Annotated in this window: 15 protein-coding genes; 7 read left to right on the top strand and 8 right to left on the bottom strand. The window is 70.4% G+C overall.

What is annotated here, in order from left to right:
* Positions 1–8: 8 nt before the first annotated feature.
* The 3 genes from ACIBNA_RS33030 to ACIBNA_RS33020 are packed head-to-tail and all read left to right on the top strand — an operon-like array spanning position 9 to position 4,665.
* Complete coding sequence (locus ACIBNA_RS33030; protein ID WP_399168861.1) at positions 9–404, top strand: DUF742 domain-containing protein; 396 nt, start codon at positions 9–11, stop codon at positions 402–404.
* Positions 405–428: 24 nt separating this feature from the next.
* The gene (locus tag ACIBNA_RS33025; RefSeq protein ID WP_399168860.1) at positions 429–4,079 is read left to right on the top strand and encodes a hydantoinase B/oxoprolinase family protein; all 3,651 of its coding nucleotides are present in this window, start codon (positions 429–431) and stop codon (positions 4,077–4,079) included.
* Entirely contained in the window at positions 4,060–4,665 is a 606-nt protein-coding gene (locus tag ACIBNA_RS33020) for a GTP-binding protein (protein ID WP_399168859.1), read from the top strand. Before ACIBNA_RS33025 ends, ACIBNA_RS33020 begins: the two co-directional genes overlap by 20 nt.
* A 114-nt stretch (positions 4,666–4,779) precedes the next feature.
* Here the strand turns inward: ACIBNA_RS33020 and glpK are convergent, their stop codons facing one another.
* The 5 genes from glpK to ACIBNA_RS32995 form a co-directional block, all read right to left on the bottom strand.
* Positions 4,780–6,300: a glycerol kinase GlpK gene (gene glpK / locus ACIBNA_RS33015; protein WP_399168858.1), complete on the bottom strand. Its 1,521-nt coding sequence runs from the start codon at positions 6,298–6,300 to the stop codon at positions 4,780–4,782.
* A gap of 21 nt (positions 6,301–6,321) precedes the next feature.
* The gene (locus ACIBNA_RS33010) at positions 6,322–7,119 is read right to left on the bottom strand and encodes an MIP/aquaporin family protein (protein ID WP_399168857.1); all 798 of its coding nucleotides are present in this window, start codon (positions 7,117–7,119) and stop codon (positions 6,322–6,324) included.
* A 692-nt stretch (positions 7,120–7,811) separates the two neighbouring features.
* The gene (locus ACIBNA_RS33005; RefSeq protein ID WP_399168856.1) at positions 7,812–9,464 is read right to left on the bottom strand and encodes an EAL domain-containing protein; all 1,653 of its coding nucleotides are present in this window, start codon (positions 9,462–9,464) and stop codon (positions 7,812–7,814) included.
* A gap of 284 nt (positions 9,465–9,748) precedes the next feature.
* Positions 9,749–10,939, bottom strand: a complete 1,191-nt coding sequence (locus ACIBNA_RS33000; protein ID WP_399168855.1) for a lipid-transfer protein — start codon at positions 10,937–10,939, stop codon at positions 9,749–9,751.
* Complete coding sequence (locus ACIBNA_RS32995) at positions 10,936–11,361, bottom strand: Zn-ribbon domain-containing OB-fold protein (RefSeq protein ID WP_399168927.1); 426 nt, start codon at positions 11,359–11,361, stop codon at positions 10,936–10,938. Before ACIBNA_RS32995 ends, ACIBNA_RS33000 begins: the two co-directional genes overlap by 4 nt.
* A gap of 130 nt (positions 11,362–11,491) precedes the next feature.
* Here ACIBNA_RS32995 and ACIBNA_RS32990 point away from each other — a divergent pair, with 130 nt between their 5' ends.
* Together ACIBNA_RS32990 and ACIBNA_RS32985 are read left to right on the top strand one after the other, a co-directional pair.
* The gene (locus tag ACIBNA_RS32990; protein WP_399168854.1) at positions 11,492–12,301 is read left to right on the top strand and encodes a M15 family metallopeptidase; all 810 of its coding nucleotides are present in this window, start codon (positions 11,492–11,494) and stop codon (positions 12,299–12,301) included.
* Positions 12,302–12,348: 47 nt separating this feature from the next.
* On the top strand, positions 12,349–12,885 hold the full coding sequence (locus tag ACIBNA_RS32985; RefSeq protein WP_399168853.1) for an NUDIX domain-containing protein: 537 nt from the start codon (positions 12,349–12,351) through the stop codon (positions 12,883–12,885).
* 2 nt (positions 12,886–12,887) lie between these two features.
* Here the strand turns inward: ACIBNA_RS32985 and ACIBNA_RS32980 are convergent, their stop codons facing one another.
* Positions 12,888–15,254, bottom strand: a complete 2,367-nt coding sequence (locus ACIBNA_RS32980; RefSeq protein WP_399168852.1) for a TIM-barrel domain-containing protein — start codon at positions 15,252–15,254, stop codon at positions 12,888–12,890.
* 212 nt (positions 15,255–15,466) lie between these two features.
* Here ACIBNA_RS32980 and ACIBNA_RS32975 point away from each other — a divergent pair, with 212 nt between their 5' ends.
* On the top strand, positions 15,467–17,428 hold the full coding sequence (locus ACIBNA_RS32975; RefSeq protein WP_399168851.1) for an acetoacetate--CoA ligase: 1,962 nt from the start codon (positions 15,467–15,469) through the stop codon (positions 17,426–17,428).
* 220 nt (positions 17,429–17,648) lie between these two features.
* Positions 17,649–18,539 (top strand): hypothetical protein, encoded by an 891-nt coding sequence (locus tag ACIBNA_RS32970; protein WP_399168850.1) that lies wholly within the window; start codon positions 17,649–17,651, stop codon positions 18,537–18,539.
* Between the two features lie 68 nt (positions 18,540–18,607).
* On the opposite strand, the gene ptsP is transcribed toward ACIBNA_RS32970, so the two are convergent.
* Positions 18,608–20,278, bottom strand: coding sequence for a phosphoenolpyruvate--protein phosphotransferase (ptsP, locus tag ACIBNA_RS32965; RefSeq protein ID WP_399168849.1), 1,671 nt, complete (start codon positions 20,276–20,278; stop codon positions 18,608–18,610).
* A gap of 78 nt (positions 20,279–20,356) precedes the next feature.
* Positions 20,357–20,806 (bottom strand): PTS glucose transporter subunit IIA, encoded by a 450-nt coding sequence (locus ACIBNA_RS32960; protein ID WP_059416024.1) that lies wholly within the window; start codon positions 20,804–20,806, stop codon positions 20,357–20,359.
* Positions 20,807–21,217: the final 411 nt, after the last annotated feature.

Here is a 21,217-nt window from a genome sequence, read left to right as displayed (position 1 = left end):
GGGATGGCATGAGCGCTGACGGTCAGGGAAGAAGCCACTGGTTCGACGACGAGGCCGGACCGGTCGTCCGTCCGTACGCCATGACGCGCGGCCGCACCAGCAGCCAGGGTCAGCACCGCCTGGACCTGATCGCGGTCGTGGTCACGGAACCGCACGCGGACGATCCGGAAGCCGACCACATGCTCTCCCCGGAGCATGTGGACATCGTCGATCTGTGTCGTGACGTCCCGCAGTCGGTCGCCGAACTCGCGGCGGAACTCGACCTGCCGATCGGGGTGGTACGGGTCCTTGTAGGAGACCTCGTGGACGCGGAATTCGTCCATGTGAACCGGCCCGTACCCCCTGCCGAACTGCCGGACGAGAGTATTCTGCGCGACGTGATCAACGGCCTCCGGGCGCTGTGAGCAGCGCGGAAGTGGGGTACTGACGTGACTGGCTGGCAGTTCTGGGTCGACCGAGGCGGCACCTTCACCGACATCGTCGCGCGTCGCCCGGACGGCCGGCTGCTCACGCACAAGCTGCTGTCGGACAGCCCCGCCCGCTACGCCGACGCGGCGGTCGAGGGCGTCCGCGTCCTGCTGGCCGGCTCCGGCGACGCCGTCGACACCGTGCGCATGGGCACGACGGTCGCCACCAACGCCCTCCTGGAGCGCAAGGGCGAGCACACGCTGCTGGTCATCACCCGCGGCTTCCGCGACGCCCTGCGCATCGCCTACCAGAACCGCCCGAGCATCTTCGCCCGCCGCATCGAACTGCCCGAGCTGCTGTACGAACGGGTCGTCGAGGTCGACGAGCGCATCGCCGCCGACGGCACCGTCCTGCTCGCGCCCGACCTGGACGCCCTCGCCGGGCGCCTCCAGGCGGCGTACGACGACGGGATCCGGGCCGTCGCCGTGGTCTGCATGCACAGCCACCTGCACCCCGCCCACGAACAGGCCGTCGGGGAACTCGCCGCCCGCATCGGCTTCCCGCAGATCTCGCTCTCCAGCGAGGCCAGCCCCCTGATGAAACTCGTCCCCCGCGGGGACACCGCCGTCGTCGACGCCTACCTCTGTCCTGTCCTGCGCCGCTACGTCCGGCACGTCGCCGACGTCCTGGAAGGCGTACGGCTGATGTTCATGCAGTCCAACGGCGGCCTCACCGAGGCCGGGCAGTTCCGCGGCAAGGACGCCATCCTGTCCGGGCCGGCCGGTGGCATCGTCGGCATGGCCCGCATGTCGCAGCTCGCCGGCTTCGACCGCGTCATCGGCTTCGACATGGGCGGCACCTCCACCGACGTCTCCCACTTCGCGGGCGAGTACGAACGTGTCTTCGACAGCCGGATCGCCGGCGTCCGGCTGCGCGCCCCCATGCTGGACATCCACACCGTCGCCGCCGGCGGCGGCTCGGTCCTCCACTTCGACGGCTCCCGCTACCGCGTAGGGCCTGACTCGGCGGGCGCGGACCCGGGGCCCGCCTGCTACCGCGGCGGCGGTCCGCTCGCCGTCACCGACGCCAACGTCATGCTCGGCCGCGTCCAGCCCGCCCACTTCCCGAAGGTGTTCGGCGCGAACGGCGACGAGCCCCTGGACGACGCGCTCGTCCGGGACCGGTTCACCGCCCTCGCGCGCGAGATCCGCGAGCAGACCGGCGACGACCGCACGCCCGAACAGGTCGCCGAGGGCTACCTGCAGATCGCCGTCGCCAACATCGCGTCCGCCGTGAAGCGGATCTCCGTCCAGAAGGGCCACGACGTCACCCGCTACGCCCTCACCACCTTCGGCGGCGCCGGCGGCCAGCACGCCTGCCTGGTCGCCGACTCGCTCGGCATCCGCACCGTCCTCGTGCCGCCCATGGCCGGTGTCCTCTCCGCACTCGGCATTGGCCTCGCCGACACCACCGCCATGCGCGAACAGTCCGTCGAGGCACCCCTGGAACCCGCCTCCATGCCCGGCGTCCTCAAGACCGCCGAAGACCTGGAAGCCGCGGCACGCGCCGAACTCCTCGCCGAGGACGTCCCCGAGGAGCACATCGAGATCACCCGCCGCTCGCAGCTCCGCTACGACGGCACCGACACCACCCTCACCGTCGAGCTGACCGAGCCCAGCGCGATGCGGCAGGCTTTCGAAGAACGTCATCGCGCCACGTACTCCTTCACGCTCGACCGCCCGATCGTCGTCGAAGCCCTCTCCGTCGAAGCCACCGGCATCACCGAACCCCCCGATCTCTCCGCTCTCGCCCCCTACGAAGCCACCGCCGACGGCAGCCCCGCGGCGCCCCAGTCCGTCCGCCTCCACACAGGCGGAGCCTGGCGCGACGTACCCCTCCATCGCCGCGAGGCCCTTCCCCCCGGCGACACCGTCACCGGTCCCGCGATCATCACCGAAGCCGGTGCGACGACCGTCGTCGACGACGGCTGGCGGGCCGTGGCGACCGACGACGGGCATCTGGTCATGGAACGCGCCGCGATTACGGAGAGTTCCGATCTCGACACGAAAGTCGACCCGGTCCTGCTTGAGGTCTTCAACAACCTCTTCATGTCCATCGCCGAACAGATGGGCGCCCGCCTCGAATCCACCGCCCAGTCCGTCAACATCAAGGAGCGCCTGGACTTCTCCTGCGCGCTCTTCGACCCGGACGGAAACCTGGTGGCCAACGCCCCGCACATCCCCGTCCACCTGGGCTCGATGGGCACGAGCGTCAAGGAGGTCATCCGGCGGCGCGGCTCCCGCATGCGCCCGGGCGACACCTACGCCGTCAACGACCCCTACCACGGCGGCACCCATCTGCCCGACGTCACCGTGATCACCCCGGTCTTCGACACCACACCGTCGGACGGCACGGAGAGTGACCCCGAGATCCTCTTCTACGTCGCCTCACGCGGCCACCACGCCGAGATCGGCGGCATCGCCCCCGGCTCCATGCCCGCGAACAGCCGCAGCATCGAGGAGGAGGGCGTCCTCTTCGACAACTGGCTGCTCGCCGAGAACGGCCGCTTCCGCGAGGACGAGACCCTCCGCCTCCTCACCGAGGCCCCGTACCCCTCCCGCAACCCGAAGACCAACCTCGCCGACCTGCGCGCCCAGATCGCCGCCAACCAGAAGGGCGTCGATGAGGTCGGCCGCATGATCGAGGACTTCGGCCTCGACGTCGTCCAGGCCTACATGAGGCACGTTCAGGACAACGCGGAAGAGGCCGTACGCCGCGTCATCGACGCCCTCGACGACGGCGACTACGCCTATGAGACCGACTCGGGAGCCGTCATCCGCGTGAGCGTGCGCGTGGACCGCGACAACCGCGCTGCGACCATCGACTTCACCGGCACGTCGGCGCAGTTGCCGACCAACTTCAACGCTCCCTTCGCGGTCGTCAACGCGGCTGTCCTGTATGTCTTCCGCACCCTCGTCGCCGACGACATCCCCCTCAACGACGGCTGCCTGCGCCCCCTGGACATCGTCGTACCGCCCGGCTCCCTGCTCTCACCCGAGCCGCCGGCCGCCGTCGTCGCCGGCAACGTGGAGACCTCCCAGGCCATCACCGGTGCCCTCTACGCGGCGCTCGGCGTCCAGGCGGAGGGCTCCGGGACGATGAACAACGTCACCTTCGGGAACGAACGCCACCAGTACTACGAGACCGTCGCCTCCGGATCCGGCGCGGGCGACGGCTTCCCCGGCGCCCCGGCCGTCCAGACCCACATGACCAACTCCCGCCTCACCGACCCCGAGGTCCTGGAATGGCGACTGCCCGTGCGCCTCGAGGAATTCGCGGTCCGGCGCGGCAGCGGCGGAGCCGGCCGGTGGCGCGGCGGCGACGGTGCCGTGCGTCGTATCCGGTTCCTGGAGCCCATGACCGTCTCCACGCTGTCCCAGCACCGCCGTGTCCCCCCGTACGGTATGGCGGGCGGCGAGCCGGGCGCTCTCGGTGCCAACCGGGTGGAACACGCCGACGGCACCGTGACCGAACTCGGCGGCAGCGACTCCGCGGACGTCGTCACCGGCGACGTACTCGTCATCGAAACCCCAGGTGGCGGAGGCTACGGCCCGCCGTCGCCCGACCCCCATCAAGCAGGAGAAGAGATCGATGATCTTCGGGCGTTCTGAGCGCGGCAAGCCTCCGGTCGAGCCCGTCACGCTCAAGATCCTGGTGGCCGGCGGCTTCGGCGTGGGCAAGACCACGCTCGTCGGCGCGGTCAGCGAGATCCGGCCGCTGCGCACCGAGGAACTGCTCACCGAGGCCGGGCGCCCGGTCGACGACATCAGCGGTGTGGAGGGCAAGCACACCACGACCGTGGCCATGGACTTCGGCCGCATCACGCTCCGCGAGGACCTGGTGCTGTATCTCTTCGGCACGCCCGGCCAGGAGCGGTTCTGGTTCATGTGGGACGAGCTCTCCGAGGGGGCGCTCGGTGCCGTCGTCCTCGCCGACACCCGCCGCCTGGAGGACTGCTTCGCCGCCGTCGACTACTTCGAAAGGCGCGCCATACCGTTCCTCGTCGGCGTCAACTGCTTCGAGGGCGCCCCGCGTTACCCGGTCGAGGACGTGCGCCAGGCCCTCGACCTCGACGACGGCGTACCGCTCCTGATGTGCGACGCCCGCGACCGCGAGTCGGTCAAGGAGGCACTCATCGGCGTCGTCCAGCACGCCATGGCGTACGCGGCCGACCGCCGCCAGACGGTCACCAGCTGACGCTCGGCCGACCGGCGGGCGCGGACCGTACGCCCGCCGACAGGGATACGGTCCGCAGTCCGGAAACGCCGCTCCACGCGCGCGTGGTCCGAATCAAGCTCCACGCGCGTGTGGCTAGCTGTCGCCGTCCTCCTCCCAGCCGAAGCTCCGCTCCACGGCCTTGCGCCAGTTGTGGTGCTCGCGGTCCCGTACCGACGCCTCCATGGACGGCGTCCACTCGACGTCCTTCTGCCAGTGCGCCTTGAGCTCGTCCAGGTCGTTCCACACACCGGTGGCCAGACCGGCCGCGTACGCGGCGCCCAGGCAGGTCGTCTCGGAGACCTTGGGCCGCACCACCGGCACGTCGAGCACGTCCGCCTGGTGCTGCATGAGCAGGTTGTTCTTCGTCATGCCGCCGTCGACCTTCAGGGTGGTGATGTGCACCCCGGAGTCCTGGTACATGGCGTCCACGACCTCGCGTGTCTGCCAGCTCGTCGCCTCCAGCACCGCGCGCGCGAGGTGCGCCTTGGTGACGTACCGGGTCAGCCCGGTGACCACGCCACGCGCGTCGGAGCGCCAGTACGGTGCGAACAGGCCCGAGAACGCCGGCACGATGTACGCGCCGCCGTTGTCCTCCACGCTCGCGGCCAGGGGCTCGATCTCGTCGGCGGTACGGATGATGCCGAGCTGGTCGCGGAACCACTGGACCAGCGCGCCCGTTATGGCTATCGACCCCTCCAGGCAGTAGACCGGCGCCTCGCTCCCGATCTTGTACCCCATGGTCGTCAGCAGACCGCTCTTCGACGACACCGGGCGGTTGCCGGTGTTGAGCAGCAGGAAGCTTCCCGTGCCGTACGTGTTCTTCGCGGTGCCCACGTCGTAGCAGGCCTGTCCGAACACGGCGGCCTGCTGGTCGCCCAGCGCGGAGGCCACGGGCACACCGGCGAGCTGGCCGAAGGCGGTGCCGTACACCTCGGCGGAGGACCGGATCTCGGGCAGCATGGCCTCGGGGATGTTCATCGCCGAGAGGATCGAGGAGTCCCACTGCAGGGTCTCCAGGTTCATCAGCATGGTGCGCCCGGCGTTGGTCACGTCGGTGACGTGCTGCCCGCCGTCCGTGCCGCCCGTGAGGTTCCAGATCAGCCAGGAGTCCATCGTTCCGAAGGCGATCTCACCGCGCTCGGCACGCGCCCGGAGATCCGGCACATTGTCGAGCAGCCAGGCCGCCTTGGGCCCGGAGAAGTAGGTGGCCAGCGGCAGACCCGTCTGCTCGCGGAAACGGTCCTGCCCTTCCGAGCCGCCCAGCTGGTTGCACAGCGCCGCCGTCCGCGTGTCCTGCCACACGATGGCGTTGTGCACCGGCTTCCCCGTCGCGCGGTCCCACAGGAGGGTCGTCTCGCGCTGGTTCGTGATCCCCATCGCGCTCAGCTGGTCGGCACGCAGCCCGGCCTTGGCGAGCGCCCCGGCGACCACCGCCTGCACCTTGGACCAGATCTCGGTGGCGTCGTGCTCCACCCACCCGGGTTTCGGGAAGATCTGGCGGTGCTCGCGCTGGTCCACGGCGACGATGGCGCCGTCCTGATTGAAGACGATGCAGCGGCTTGAGGTGGTGCCCTGGTCGATCGCTGCTACGAATTTCTCGGAGTTGTCCGTCATGGCTACCTCTTGATCGCTTGGTCAGAAGGCTGCGTTGTAGATGAGGGCCCCGAGAATTCCGCCGACCGCGGGCCCCACCACCGGGATCCAGGCGTACCCCCAGTCGGACGTTCCCTTGTTCGGGATCGGGAGGAACTGGTGCACGATGCGCGGACCCAGGTCACGTGCGGGGTTGATCGCGTAGCCGGTGGGCCCACCGAGCGAGAGGCCGATCCCGACGACCAGCAGGGACACCAGAAGGATCGAGATGCCGGAGCCATAGATTCCGGTTTCTTCGCCCGGGATCGGTCCGATGCCGACACCCTTGACGAACCTGTCATTGCCGACCAGCGCGAGGATGGGAAGCACCAGGGCGATGGTCGCGAGGATCTCCGTCATCAGGTTGGCGATCGGGTTCCTGATCTCAGGGATGGTGGAGAAGATGCCGAGCGTCGGCACCGGCTCGTCCACCGTGCCGTCCGTGGTGCCCGTCTGCCGTACGTTGGCCCGGAACTGGGCGAAGTAGAGCAGGTACGCCAGGACGGCACCCAGCATCGCCCCCACGATCTGCCCGAGCAGGTAAACCCAGACCTTGCTCCACACGCCGGTGTCGACGGCCACGCCGAGAGTGACCGCGGGGTTGATGTGGCCGCCCGACAGCGGGGCGGCGGTGTACGCGCCGGCCAGGACACCGAATCCCCAGCCGAACGCGATGACGATCCAGCCCGACGCCCTTGCCTTCGAGAATCTCAGGGTGACGGCGGCGCAGACGCCCGCGCCGAAAAGGATCAGGATCGCCGTGCCGATGATCTCGCCGACGAAGATGTCTACGTTGCTCATGGCGGCTCCTAGGCCAAGGCCCGGGGACGATCCGCCCCGGTCCTCATGTGCAGGGTGCGTTTCCCATGGCTACTTCAGCCGAAGGCAGGGAGATCCCGCGCCCCGCCCGGCATCCGTGACGAGCGTGCCGTCGCAGCCGAATCGCCCGTGGGGGAAAGGGCCTTGGCGCAGGCGCGCCAGCGCGCCGCAGTGCCGGATACGCCGAGTATGTACGGCGATGTCGACTGACACCGGAAGTGTTCACCGGCGCCCAGGGGGCGTCAAGGTCGCCGACCGCAACGGTTGACGGCCATGTGACGGCGGTCGGGCTCCTGGCGGGCCGGGTGGCCGGTTGCACGGCCCTGGCGGCGCCCGGTCGGGTCGTTGTTCGGATCTGGTCGGTGCCTACGCGGTCCTTGGCGAGCCGCGCGAGGCCTTGCTGGTGGTGTCGTCCGGCCTTCGCTGAGCCCCGCCGCAGGCGACCGCCCAGCCGCACCTGACTCTCGCTTGCTAGCCACCAGCATCCACCTGACCAGGCGGTCTCTCAACCGGACGAGTTGCGCCCCGGTCCCGGCCCCGTTCAGGGCCCTGCGGGCGGGGCGCAGCCGTGCCCAGGCGCCCGCCCTCGACAGCGCCACAACCCCACCGGCGTCCGTACGACCCCCATACCCCCCGATGGCCTCAGCCCGCCCCAGGAGCCCGGCACACCCCTCTCAGCCGCCGCCCGGCTCCGCCACTCCACACCGCGCCGGTGCCGGCGTCGGCTCGCCGCCACGGCGGGTCTCATGCCCGGGCCTGCCCGCTCGGCCCAGCACCCAACTCGCCCCGTGCAACGCCTTCGCCGCCTTCTTCAGCGGCGCGAGACAAGCAGCCGCCTGCCGGTGGTCGGTCACGCTGCCCGGTGCGCACAGCACCGTGGCGAGCGACAGCGTGACCGGCCGACCGCCCGCCGACCACGGGGCGTCCAGCACGGAGGCGGCCAGCGGATCGAGGCCTTCCGGTTCGGCGAGTACCAGGAAGTCGTCGCCGCCGATGTGTCCCACGCGGGTGCCGTCGGTCGCGGCCTGCTGCAGCGCTCGCCCCACCGCCCGGATCAGCTCGTCGCCCGCCGCGAACCCGGCTCCGTCGTTGACCTGCTTGAAGTGGTCGACGTCCAGCCAGCTCAGCGCGAAGGCCCGCCCGGACGCGATCCGCCGGTCCACCTCACCGGTGATCGTGTCAGAGCCGGGCAGACGCGTCAGCGGATTGAGCCCCGCCGCCTCCTCCACCCGCGTCTCGGCCAGTGCGCGCACGAGATCCGCGAGCCGTACGACGCCCACACACCGCCCGTACTCGTCGACGACGGCGACGTCGTCCGAGGTACGGTCCCGTTCGCCGACCGCCACGACGTCCAGCACCTCCCAGGCGGTGGCGTCGACACCCACCGTCCGCGGTGGATCACCGAGCTTGGCCGCGGGCCGGTCGGCGTACAGGGCATGCCCGTAGCGCCCCGACATCGACAACAGGAAGCGGGACCGGTGCACCGACCGGACCGGCACTCCGGCGGTGTCCACGAGCAGCACACCGGACACGTCCGGCGACCCGGTCAGCAGCGCCCGCACCTGCCCCGCGGACGCCGTGGCGGGCAGCAGCGCGGCGGGTCGTACGAACTCCCGCACCGACGGCCCGGACCGCGGCACGGCCACATCGGCGGGGGAGCGGGGCGGAACGTAGACGTCCGCGGCGGGCAGCCGGGCCGGCGGGGCGAACAGCTCGCCCTGCGCCAGCTGTGCCCCGGCCGCCAGCGCCGCCGCGCACTGTCCCTCGGTCTCCACGCCCTCGACAGCGAGCAGAGCCCCCAACTCGTCGCACAGTGTCCGCATCGACCGCACCACCGCCGGCCGCGCCAGCAGCGACGCGTCCAGCTTCACCAGGTCGGGCGTGATGTCCGACAGGAGCCGCAAGGGCACGTCCCCGTCCCCGACACCGTCCGCGCAGATCCGGAAGCCCTGACCGCGCAGCCTGGACACCGCCTCCAGCAGTGCCCGCTGCGGCACGTGCGTGTACGTCGGACAGACGTCGATCGTCACCTCCCACGGAAGCCGCCCCGCCTCGCGCACGGCGTCGTGCAGCGAAGGGAGCCCGCCGAGGTCGGCGAGGGTACCGGCGAACACGTTGACGAAGAGCGGCAGCAGGGTCTCCTTGCGCACCGCCGCGCGGACCGCCGACACCGCCAGCCGGCTGTCGAGCTCGGGATCCCGGCGGGCCTCGGCCAGGATGTCGCCGGTCTCCGGGCGGGCGAGTATCTCCAGTCCCGCGACCGCTCCGGTCGTCAGATTGACCACCGGTTGGAAGGCGAAGCGGAGAGTGTCCGTCCAGGAGTGCACGGGAGCATGATGACTCCATCGGCGCACGCCCAAGCGCAGTTCATGAGACGTTCACGCAGGATTCCGGAGCGGTCACACAGTGTATGCCAAGACCCGCCCGCAGCCGCCCCACCAGCGCCCGTACCACCCGCCTAGGCGCCGGCACCGCCCCGCGCCATTCTCGGCACCCCCCTGTAACACCGTCCCGGCCCGGCCCTTGTCGCGTCCCAGCACCGCCCCATGCCGTGACCGGCCCGCCCCATGCCGTGACCGGCACAGCCCGTGCCACGTACGCCCCTCTCGGTTCATCGCACCGCGATCACCGCCGATCCATGCCCGAACAACCCCTGGTTCGCACTGATGCCCACGCGGGCTCCCGCGACCTGCCGGTCACCTGCGTCACCCCGCAACTGCCAGGCGAGCTCGCACACCTGGGCTATCGCCTGCGCCGGAACCGCCTCGCCGAAGGAGGCCAGCCCACCGCTGGCGTTCACCGGTATTCGCCCGCCCAGGGCCGTCTCCCCGTCCCGCAGCAGCTTCACGCCCTCGCCCCCACCGCACAGCCCCAGGTCCTCGTACCACTGCAACTCGAGCGCCGTGGACAGGTCGTAGACCTCGGCCAGCGACAGGTCCTCCGGCCCGATTCCCGCCTCCTCGTAGGCCGCCCGGGCGATCGACATCCGGAACGTCTCGGCCGGCGGATCGACGGCCACCGCGGAGTCCGTGGCGATGTCCGGCAGGTCCAGCACGGTGTTCGGGTAACGCGGCGTCACCGTGGACACGGCCCGGATCCGCACCGGATCCGCATGGCCGTGCCGGCGCGCGAACTCCAAGCTGGAGAGCACCACCGCCGCGCCGCCGTCGGAGGTCGCGCAGATGTCGAGCAACCGCAGCGGATCGGCGACGACGGCGGAGGCGGCGACCTCCTCGGCGGTGACCCGCTTGCGGTAGCGCGCGTTGGGATTCAGCGTTCCCATCGCGGCGTTCTTCACCTTCACCTGTGCGAAGTCTTCAGGAGTGTCACCGTGTATGGCCATGCGCCTGCGGGCGTACAACCCGAAGTACACGGGATTGGCCGCCCCGAGAATCCGGAACCGCAGCCAGTCGGGATCGTCGGGCCGGTCGCCGCCCGCAGGGCGGAAGAACCCCTTGGGAGCGGCATCGGCTCCCACCACGAGCACCACATCGGCGAGCCCGGAGAGGATCTGGGCCCGCGCGGCGTCCACGGCCTGGGCCCCGGACGCGCACGCCGCATACACGCTCGCGACCCGGGCCCCTTGCCAGCCCAGTGCTTTCGCGAACGTAGCTCCGGCGACATACCCGGGATAGCCGCCGCGGACGGTGTCCGCGCCGATGATCGAGCCGATGTCCCGCCAGTTCAGCCGGGCGTCGGTCAGCGCCGCGCGGGCGGCTGCGACGCCGTACTCGACGAAGTTCCGTCCCCACTTGCCCCATGGGTGCATGCCCGCGCCCAGCACCGCCACCTCGCCCGTCACGCCTTCACCCCCGTCGGCCGCCAGTGCCACGTCGTCCAGGTCGTTTCCGCGTCCTCGTGGAGCACGCCGGGCACGACCTCCACCTCCATGCCCACCGTCAGATCCTCGACGGTGACTCCGGGAGCCGCCTGTCCCAGCACCACGATCCGCTCGGCCTCCAGCTCCACAGCGATCAACGCGCACGGCTCCCACGAAAGTTCCGGATCGCTCACGTAGGGTGACGGCGGCCGATACCGGCTGTCCGTGTACGACCAGACACGGCCACGCCGCGACAGCGGGACCTCCGTCAACTCTCCGCCCGCGCAGGCGGGGTTGCGGCAGCGATGGTCCTCGCGGGGGAAGAAGACCGAGGCGCACGCCGCACAACACGTTCCGAGCAGCCGGAAACCGTCCCCCTCCCCGGCGAACCACCCCGCCGCCACGGGCGTTCGTGTACGCGCCACAGTGCCTCCCCGCAGACCGGATCTGACGGAACGTCAGAAGTCTGCCACGGCCTTCCGGATTTCGGCATCCCTTCCCCGGCGGGACCGTCTCCTGATAGACGCAGGAGCCATGACACGACTCACCACCGTGGCACGCGGCCTGATCACCGCCTTCGCCGCCGTGCTGGCAGCGACCGCCCCCACCGCCACCGCCCAGGCCGAGACCGGGCCCCAGGCGCCCAGGGACCTCGTGGCCCTGAGAAGCGTGGACCCCACGATCGTCCAGGAGATCCGCTACTTCACCCCGCACAACTTCGTCGGCGAGCGCATCGACGGCTACGCCCAGCCGATCTGCGTCCTGACCCGCCCTGCAGCCCAAGCCCTCCACAGGGCCCAGACGAAGCTGCTGCGACAGGGCTACACGCTCAAGGTGTATGACTGCTACCGGCCGCAGCGCGCGGTGGACCACTTCGTCCGCTGGGCCAAGGACCTCGACGACCAGGCCATGAAGGGCGAGTTCTACCCGAACGTCGACAAAACCCGGCTGTTCGCCGACGGCTACATCGCCGAGAAGTCCGGCCACAGCCGCGGATCGACCCTGGACGTCACCCTCGTGAAACTGCCGGCGAAGCCGACCCGGCCGTACCACCCCGGAGAGCCCCTCGTGCCGTGCTTCGCACCCAAGGAGGAGCGGTTCCCCGACAACTCCGTCGACATGGGCACCGGCTTCGACTGCTTCGACACCCTCTCGCACACCCTCGACCCACGCGTCCAGGGCGAACAGCGCGCCAACCGGCTGCTGCTCAAGAGCACCCTCGAAGGCCTCGGCTTCGTGAACCTGGCAGAGGAGTGGTGGCACTACACCTACAAGCCCGAGCCCTACCCGAACACCTACTTCGACTTCCCCGTGTCCAAGAAGGCGCTCACCAGCGCTCACTGAGCCGCCCGCCCGAGACGCCCTCTCCGTGATCGGCTACAGTCCGCCGCGTGTCCGAAACTCAGCACTCCAGTTCCAACTCCGCGCCGGACTCCCACTGTTCGAGCTGCGGCGCGCCCTACGGAGAGGGCGTCTCCGGCTGGCCCCGCACCTGCCCGGCGTGCGGCAGCGTGGCCTACCGCAATCCACTCCCGGTCGCGGTGGCCCTCCAGCCCGTGTACGACACCAAGGGCACCGCCCTGGTCGTCATCACCCGAACCGTCGCTCCCGCGCGCGGGGGCACGGCCCTGCCCGGTGGCTACATCGACGACCGGGAGGACTGGCGGCACGCCGTCGTACGCGAACTCAAAGAGGAAACCGGCATCGACGCTGCCGGCCGCGACGTACGCCTCGTCGACGCGATGAGCTCGCCCGACGGACACCTGCTGCTGTTCGGCCTCCTCCCGGAACGCCCTGTCGAGAGCCTGCCGCCCTCCGCCGCCACGGACGAGACGGAGGGCTGGCACCTCCTGCGCAGGGTGGAGGAACTCGCCTTCCCCCTGCACAGCGTGGCCGTACGGGCCTGGTTCGAGGGCCGCTACATCTGAGCTCAGCGCTCCCCGGCCCCACGGACGCGCACCGGGTGGGACGGCTCGCCCCCGCCGTCCTCACCCTCCCGCTCGACGACCACCCGCCAGCCCATCCACCGAGCGGTGTAGCGCTCGATCTCCGGCTCGTCCCACCCCTCGCCCCCGTCCGGCACGACCAGCCCGCCCCCGGTCCGCCCCGGGGCGGGCGCCCACACCTCCAGCTCCAGCCCGCCGTCCTCGCCGCGTACGGGAAGCACCGCACCCGCGCGTGCGAACACCGGGATCCGCGACAGAGGTGCGTCGACGAGCACCTGCGCCGGCCCCTCGTACGCCCGCTCCGTCGCCGTGTCGTACCAGCGACCCCGCGGCAGCTGCACGGCACGCCGGTCCGCGCCCGGGTCGAGCACCGGCGCCACCAGCAGGCTGTCGCCCAGCAGGAAGGCGTCCCCGTAGTCACGCAGCGCCCGCTCCTCCGGCGCCGCCCACCACAGGGGCCGCACATAGGGCGCTCCGGTACGCCGCGCCAGATGCGCCAGCGTCATGAAGTACGGCAGCAGCCGCCGGCGTTCGACGAGCGCCACGCGCGCGTGCTCCAGCACCTCGGCACCGAACTCCCACGGCTCCCTGCGCCCCGCCCGCAGACTCGCGTGCGTACGGAACAGCGGCAGATACGCGCCCAGCTGGAACCACCGCAGGAACAGCTCGGGCGAGGGATCCCCGTCGAAGCCCCCGATGTCCGGCCCGGAGTACGGCACACCGCAGAGCCCGAGCCCCATCACCAGCGCCAAGGACGCCCGCAGTCCCGGCCAGCCGGTGGCCACGTCCCCCGACCAGGTCCCGCCGTAGCGCTGCATGCCGGCCCATCCGGAGCGGGAGAACAGGAACGGCCGCTCCTCGGACGTGAGTTTCCGCAGCCCCTCGAAGCCGGCCCTGGCCATGCACAGCGCGTACACGTTGTGCGCCTCACGATGGTCACCGCCCCGCCCCTCCATGGAGTGCCGCGCCGAACGCGGCAGCGTCGACTCCCCGAAGGCGGCGAACGACGTGGGCTCGTTCATGTCGTGCCAGAACCCCGAGAACCCCTGCGCGAGCCGCTCCTCGTAGAGACCGCCCCACCACTCCCGCACGCGCGGGTGCGTGAAATCGGGGAACACCGCCTCCCCGGGCCACACGACACCCTGCACGACCTGCCCCGAGGCGTCCCGGACGAACGCGTCCTCGGCCGTCCCACCGTCGTACACGGCATTGCCGGGCAGGGCCTTCACGGCCGGGTCGACGATCGACACCAGCCGGATGCCGTCCCGCCGGAGTTCCTCGGCCAGCACAGGCAGCTTCGGGAAGCGGTCCTGGTCGACGGTGAACACCTGATGCGCGTCGAAATGGTCGATGTCCAGGTGCACGGCGTCGAGCGGCAGACCGTGCTCCAGGTAACCCGCGACGATCCGCCGCACCTCCTGCTCGCTGCCGAACCCCCACCGCGCGTGATGGTGCCCGAGCGCCCACGCGGGCGGCAGCGCGGGCGCGCCGGTGAGCGACGCCCAGGCGAGCAGCACGCGCGCGGGGGTACCCACCATCACCCAGCAGCGAAGTGGACCGCCGTCCATCCGCAGCTCGCTCGTCCCGGCCCGGTCGTGCCCGGAACCCTCGCCCTCCTCGCCCTCCCGCAGCGTCACCGTGCCGTCCCACGAGCTGTCGTGGAACACCAGATGCGTACCGCCGTCGGACACGACCATCTGCACCGGCATCGTGATGTACAGCGGGTCGTCACCAGGCGCGAAGGCGAACCCGGGGTCGGTGTTCCAGAGCCGGTACGTCCCGTCCGGCAGCCGAGGACCCGACGCACGACCACCGAGACCGAAGAACCGCGCGTCGGCAGCCACCTCCGACCGCTGCATCCACCGCGCCGGGCCGCCGCCGACCGGCTCCCACCACCGCGGGGGCAGATCACGGCGCAGGGTCACGCCACCGGGCGTGCGCACCTCCACCGCGCCATGCCGCGACACGACGACCGTCACCCGCTCGGCCACCACCCGCCAGCCGCCGTCCTTGTCCGGCTCCAGCACCGCCCGGGGATCCGCCTCCGGACACCGGCCGGCCAGCGCGTACGACGGCTCGGGCTCCGCCCCGTCCCAGCCCCAGAAGACGGCACCGTTCACGGCGACCAGAATCCGCAGCTCCGACCGGCTGAACCGGACGACACCGCCGCCCGGCCCCGGCTCCACCTCCTGCACGGCTCCGGGCACCCGGGCACGCTCCGCCCCCCGAGACGGAAGCCCGGTGGCGTCGGCCCGCCGCCTGCGCCACGCTGCTCGTACGGTACGCACACCCTGCGCCGCGCCCACCGAGCCCACCGCTATCACCGAACGCACCAGGTCACGACCGTTCATGCTGCTCACCCTGCCACTGACCGCCCCACGCGCGCGTGTCGTTCAACTGCCGTTCACCCGTGCCGGGACCACATCTTCACGACATGGACTATGTGGGGCGCGCCCTGGTGCCGAAGTCGATCACATGGCATTGTCCGTGCCAGCCGCGTCACGCGCACACCCAGCCCGTGCGCGGAGGGACGCACACGACGCGCACAGTCCGGGAGCCGACCATGTCAACCGCTAGTCCTCTCTGGCAGCCAGACCCCGAGCGCATCACCCGGGCACGGATCACGAGGTTCCAGGCCTGGGCCGCCGAGCATCACGGCGCCCCCGCCGAGGGCGGCTACGCGGCCCTCCAGCGTTGGTCCGTCGACGAGCTGGACACCTTCTGGAAAGCCGTCACGGAGTGGTTCGACGTCCGTTTTTCGACGCCCTACGCGCGCGTGCTCGGCGACCGCTCGATGCCGGGCGCCCAGTGGTTCCCCGGGGCAACCCTGAACTACGCCGAACACGCCCTCCGCGCGGCCGACACCCGCGCTGACGAACCGGCTCTCCTGTACGTCGACGAGACGCACGAACCAAGCCCCGTCACCTGGGCCGAGCTGCGCCGCCAGGTCGGCTCCCTGGCCGCCGAGCTGCGCGCCCTCGGCGTACGCCCCGGAGACCGCGTCAGCGGCTATCTCCCCAACGTCCCGCAGGCCGTGACCGCCCTCCTCGCCACAGCCGCCGTGGGCGCCGTCTGGACGTCCTGCGCACCCGACTTCGGCGCCCGCAGCGTCCTCGACCGCTTCCAGCAGGTCGAACCCGTCCTGTTGTTCACGGTCGACGGGTACCGCTACGGGGGCAAGGAGCACGACCGGCGCGAGACCGTCGCCGAACTGCGCCGCGAACTGCCCACTCTGCGTGCCGTCGTCCACATCCCCCTCCTCGGCACCGAGGCCCCCGAGGGCGCCCTGGACTGGTCGGCCCTCACCTCCGCCGACACGGACCCCGTCTTCGAGCAGGTGCCCTTCGACCACCCCCTGTGGGTGCTCTACTCCTCCGGCACGACCGGCTTGCCCAAGGCCATCGTCCAGTCCCAGGGCGGCATCCTGGTCGAGCACCTCAAGCAACTCGGCCTGCACTGCGACCTGGGCCCCGAGGACCGCTTCTTCTGGTACACGTCGACCGGCTGGATGATGTGGAACTTCCTCGTCTCCGGCCTGCTCACCGGCACCACGATCGTCCTCTACGACGGCAGCCCCGGCTACCCGGACACCGGCGCCCAGTGGCGCATCGCCGAGCGCACCAAAGCCACCCTCTACGGCACCTCGGCCGCCTACGTCATGGCCTGCCGCAAGGCGGGCGTACACCCGTCCCGCGAGTTCGACCTCTCCTCCGTCCAGTGCGTCGCCACAACGGGCTCACCCCTGCCCCCCGACGGCTTCCGCTGGCTCCACGACGAGGTCCGCGACGACCTGTGGATCGCCTCCGTCAGCGGCGGCACGGACGTGTGCTCCTGCTTCGCCGGAGCGGTACCGACCCTCCCGGTCCACGTCGGCGAGCTCCAGGCCCCCTGCCTCGGCACCGACCTCCAGTCATGGGACCCGAGCGGCACCCCCATGATCGACGAGGTCGGCGAACTCGTCGTAACCAACCCCATGCCGTCGATGCCCATCCACTTCTGGAACGACCCCGACGGCAGCCGCTACCACGACAGCTACTTCGACACGTACCCCGGCGTATGGCGGCACGGCGACTGGATCACCGTCACCTCCCGCGGATCCGTCGTCATCCACGGACGCTCCGACTCCACGCTCAACCGCCAGGGCGTACGGATGGGATCCGCCGACATCTACGAGGCCGTGGAGCGTCTCCCCGAGATCAGGGAATCCCTCGTCATCGGCATCGAACAGCCCGACGGCGGCTACTGGATGCCCCTCTTCGTCCACCTGGCCCCCGGAGCCGTCCTCGACGAGGCCCTGCTGAACCGCATCAAGCAGACCATCCGCGAACAACTCTCACCGCGCCACGTCCCCGATGAGATCATCGAAGTGCCCGGCGTCCCCCACACCCTGACCGGCAAGCGCATCGAGGTCCCGGTCAAACGCCTCCTCCAGGGAACCCCGCTGGAGAAGGCGGTCAACCCGGGCTCCATCGACAACCTCGACCTGCTGAGCTTTTACGAGGACCTGGCCCGTAAACGCGCCTGACCGGCACCACGCTCGGACTCACCGGAGACGACGGTGAGTCCGAGGCCTCACGTCAGACCACTCGTCGTCACCATGACCGTCGACGCGACCAGATTGGCTACCTAGTCGCCGACCTGCGGTTTTCTTCGTCAGCCGCATGCGACTCCCTTGCCCAGGGCCCGATTGTCAGTGCCTCCGATTACTGTGAGTGAGCATTGATCGACCGTGCACAGGGGGAACAATGACGCACACCGACAGCCGGACCATGCGACGTGTCCTGCGCCGCGAAATCGCCGGCACCATCGGCCTGCTCACCGACGAGCACGACTTCCGGGCCATGCGGCGCTACCGCAGCTTCACCTTCGACGACCACGCGGCCTACCTCAAGCATGTGGAGGGCCTCCTCAGGACACGTGCCCTACAAGGCAGCCACACCACGGTGGCCCTCTTCGACCCCGAGGAGTACGCCGAGTTCTGCACGCAAGAAGGCCTCGACCCCGACAGCCCGTCGAGCCGCACACGCTTCACAGCACGACTCGCGGTCACAGGCCCGACCCTTCCGTACGACGGCCAGCCACTGTCCGATCTGCTCCCGGACCTCGTCGACGAGGCAGTGCGACAGGCCACCTGGGAGTACGCGACCACACTCCTCGCTCGCCTGGGCGCCTGCACGTCCTGCGGCGAAGACATCGGACGCGCAGCCTTCGCCCGGGCCGCGGATCTTCTCGTCCGCATCCTCGACACGGCCCCATCCGGCAATCGGCACCTCGTATGCAGCGTCACCGGACCGCCCGAGACGCTCGTCGCCGCCCTCCACGTCGCCGACACCTGCGACGCCGTCGAACTGGACGAGACCGAAGCCCTCGAGTTCACCACGGTCCTGGCCCTCGGCCTGGCCACCGGAAGCCCCGGAGGCCTCGTCATCCGCGTCAGCGCCCCAGGCAGCCCCGACCGCGTCTACGGCTGGCGCCTGCGCGCGTACGGACTCGAGCCCCTCACCGCGGGAGAGGTCTTCGACGCCTACTGCACCGACGTCGAATCCGGCGACCTGATCTCCCCCGAATCCAACGTCGACTACTGCGAGCCGCCCGACCTGGGAGAGGTGAAACCGGCACAGGGACACAACCACTGAAAACGCGCGGGGCGCCCCACCTCAGTGGAGCGCCCCGCCCGGGCAGCCATCGGCCGGCCATGCCCGGCTCACTCGCCCGACAACACCGCCTGCGCCGCGCTGCGCGCATCCTCGGCGCTGTCCGAGGCCCGCGCCGCAGCAGCAGCCCGCTCGCACTGCGCCAGCGTGTACTTCGCCAGTGTGGCCCGGACATAGGGAATCGACGCCGCGCCCATCGAAAGAGAGGTGACGCCCAGACCAGCCAGCACACAGGCGAGCAGCGGGTCGGACGCGGCCTCACCACAGACGCCACAGCTCTTGCCCTCGGCCTTCGCCGCCTCGGCGGACAGCGCCACCAGGTCCAGCAGCGCGGGCTGCCACGGATCCTGCAGGCGGGAGACCGCACCCACCTGACGGTCGGCGGCGAAGGTGTACTGCGCCAGGTCGTTCGTCCCCAGCGACAGGAACTCGACCTCCTGGAGAATCGAGCGCGCCCGCAGCGCGGCCGACGGGATCTCGACCATCGCGCCGAACTTCGCCCGTAGCCCAGCCTCTCGGCATGCGTCAGCAAAGGCCCGGGCGTCGGTGCGGTCCGCGACCATCGGGGCCATGACCTCGAGGTAGACCGGCAGCCCTTCCGCGGCCTTCGCGAGGGCCGTCAGCTGGGTACGCAGGACATCGGGGTGATCCAACAGGGTCCGCAGGCCCCGCACACCGAGTGCCGGGTTCGGCTCGTCGGTCGGCGTCAGGAAGTCGAGCGGCTTGTCCGCGCCCGCGTCCAGCACCCGCACCACGACGCGCCCCTCGGGGAACGCCTCCAGCACCTGCCGGTACGCAGCGACCTGCTTCTCCTCGGACGGCGCCTGCTTGCTGTCGTCCAGGAAGAGGAACTCGGTACGGAAGAGACCGACACCCTCGGCACCGGCCTCGACAGCTGCCTCCACATCCGCAGGGCCGCCGATGTTGGCGAGCAGCGGCACTTTGTGACCGTCCGCGGTGGCACCGGGACCCGCCGAGGCCGCCAGCGCCGCCCTGCGCTCGGCGGCCGCGGCCTCGAGCTGAGCCTTCTTCTCATCGCTCGGGTCCACGAAGATCTCGCCGGTGCTGCCGTCGACGGCGATCATCGTGCCCTCGGCGAGCTCACCGGCGCCCGGAAGCGCGACCACGGCCGGCACCCCGAGAGCCCGCGCCAGAATCGCGCTGTGACTGGTCGGACCGCCCTCCTCGGTGACGAAGCCGAGGACCAGAGTCGGGTCCAGCAGCGCGGTGTCGGCAGGCGCGAGGTCACGGGCGACAAGGACATAGGGCTCGTCGCTGTCGGGCACACCCGGCATCGGCACCCCCAGCAGACGGGCGACGATACGATTCCGCACGTCGTCGAGGTCGGCCACGCGACCGGCGAGGTACTCACCGGCACCCGCGAGGAGCTCGCGGTACGAGGCGAACGCGTCGTACACCCCGCGCTCGGCCGTGCTGCCGACGGCGATCCGCCGCTCCACGTCCGCCATCAGCTCGGGATCCTGGGCCATCATGGCCTGCGCCTCGAGCACCGCCTGGGCTTCACCCCCCGCCAGGTTGCCCCGTGCCATCAAGTCGGCCGCCACAGCCTCCACGGCCTTGCGGGCGCGCCCCTGTTCACGCTCCGCCTCTTCCGCGGGGATCTGCTTCGCAGGCGGCTCCAGCACCGCCGTTCCCATATGCCGAACCTCGCCGATAGCCACACCGTGGCTCACGCCGACGCCTCGCAGCGTTGTGTCCATCTCACCCGTCTCCGATAGTGCGGCGGATCCAACCGCCGCGTTGGTTCTCCTGCAAGCCGCCCTACGACGGCACTGACGTCACTTCCAGAGGAAGAGACTGTCGCCGGCCTTCACATCGCCGTCGTCACGAAGATCGGAGAGCGCTTCGGCCGTGGCCTCCAGTGCCACGATCGGGCAGACCGCGGACTTGCCGGCGGCCTCGACGGCTGCCGGGTTCCAGCGCACGATGCCCTGACCGCGCCTGACGGTGTCACCCTTGTTCACGAGCAGCTCAAATCCCTCGCCGTTGAGCTGCACGGTGTCGATACCGAGGTGGGTGAGCACGCCGTGACCGTTCTCGTCGACGACGACGAACGCGTGCGGGTGCAGGGAGACGATGACGCCATCCACGGGCGAGACGGCCTCGGAGGGCTCACGTACGGGGTCGATCGCTGTGCCCGGGCCGACCATGGCCCCGGAGAAGACCGGATCCGGCACGGCTGCCAGTCCGATGGCACGTCCTGCGAGTGGGGACGTCACGGTGGTCATGGGAAGCCTCCCAGGGGTGGAGATCGATATGGGCCGTCCCTGCCGGTACCGGACGGCACACTGTTCAGCAGGGTATGCCACCTGAAGTGTCGGTTCCGCGTGGGCACTCCAGAGTGGTCTAGACCATACCCCAAATCGATTTGCTCCGGCTCCACGGCCGCGTGTACAGTCGTACTCTTGCTTGGGGCTGAGCGACGCAACCACGGGTCCTCGCCGGGCAGCACCCAACTCGTAAGATCCTATCTCGGGGTCACTTTCTGCATGCCTGCAGGACGGTGGTCAGAGGGCCGGAAAAACACTGGTAGAGTTGGAAACACGAAGGGAAGCGCCCGGAGGAAAGCCCGAGAGGGTGAGTACAAAGGAAGCGACCGTTCCTTGAGAACTCAACAGCGTGCCAAAAGTCAACGCCAG

This window comes from Streptomyces sp. NPDC050164, assembly GCF_044459945.1.
Lineage (GTDB): Bacteria > Actinomycetota > Actinomycetes > Streptomycetales > Streptomycetaceae > Streptomyces > Streptomyces coeruleorubidus_A.
The sequence above is the reverse complement of the archived record's forward strand: the minus strand, read 5'-3'. Positions and strand labels throughout refer to the sequence as shown.

Bases quoted from the DNA above. Each gene is read 5' to 3' on its own strand.
- ACIBNA_RS33030 (WP_399168861.1), top strand. From the start codon at position 9: ATGAGCGCTGACGGTCAGGGAAGAAGCCACTGGTTCGACGACGAGGCC.
- ACIBNA_RS33020 (WP_399168859.1), top strand. From the start codon at position 4,060: ATGATCTTCGGGCGTTCTGAGCGCGGCAAGCCTCCGGTCGAGCCCGTC.
- glpK (WP_399168858.1), bottom strand. From the start codon at position 6,300: ATGACGGACAACTCCGAGAAATTCGTAGCAGCGATCGACCAGGGCACC.
- ACIBNA_RS33010 (WP_399168857.1), bottom strand. From the start codon at position 7,119: ATGAGCAACGTAGACATCTTCGTCGGCGAGATCATCGGCACGGCGATC.
- ACIBNA_RS32990 (WP_399168854.1), top strand. From the start codon at position 11,492: ATGACACGACTCACCACCGTGGCACGCGGCCTGATCACCGCCTTCGCC.
- ACIBNA_RS32980 (WP_399168852.1), bottom strand. From the start codon at position 15,254: ATGAACGGTCGTGACCTGGTGCGTTCGGTGATAGCGGTGGGCTCGGTG.
- ACIBNA_RS32975 (WP_399168851.1), top strand. From the start codon at position 15,467: ATGTCAACCGCTAGTCCTCTCTGGCAGCCAGACCCCGAGCGCATCACC.
- ACIBNA_RS32970 (WP_399168850.1), top strand. From the start codon at position 17,649: ATGACGCACACCGACAGCCGGACCATGCGACGTGTCCTGCGCCGCGAA.
- ptsP (WP_399168849.1), bottom strand. From the start codon at position 20,278: ATGGACACAACGCTGCGAGGCGTCGGCGTGAGCCACGGTGTGGCTATC.
- ACIBNA_RS32960 (WP_059416024.1), bottom strand. From the start codon at position 20,806: ATGACCACCGTGACGTCCCCACTCGCAGGACGTGCCATCGGACTGGCA.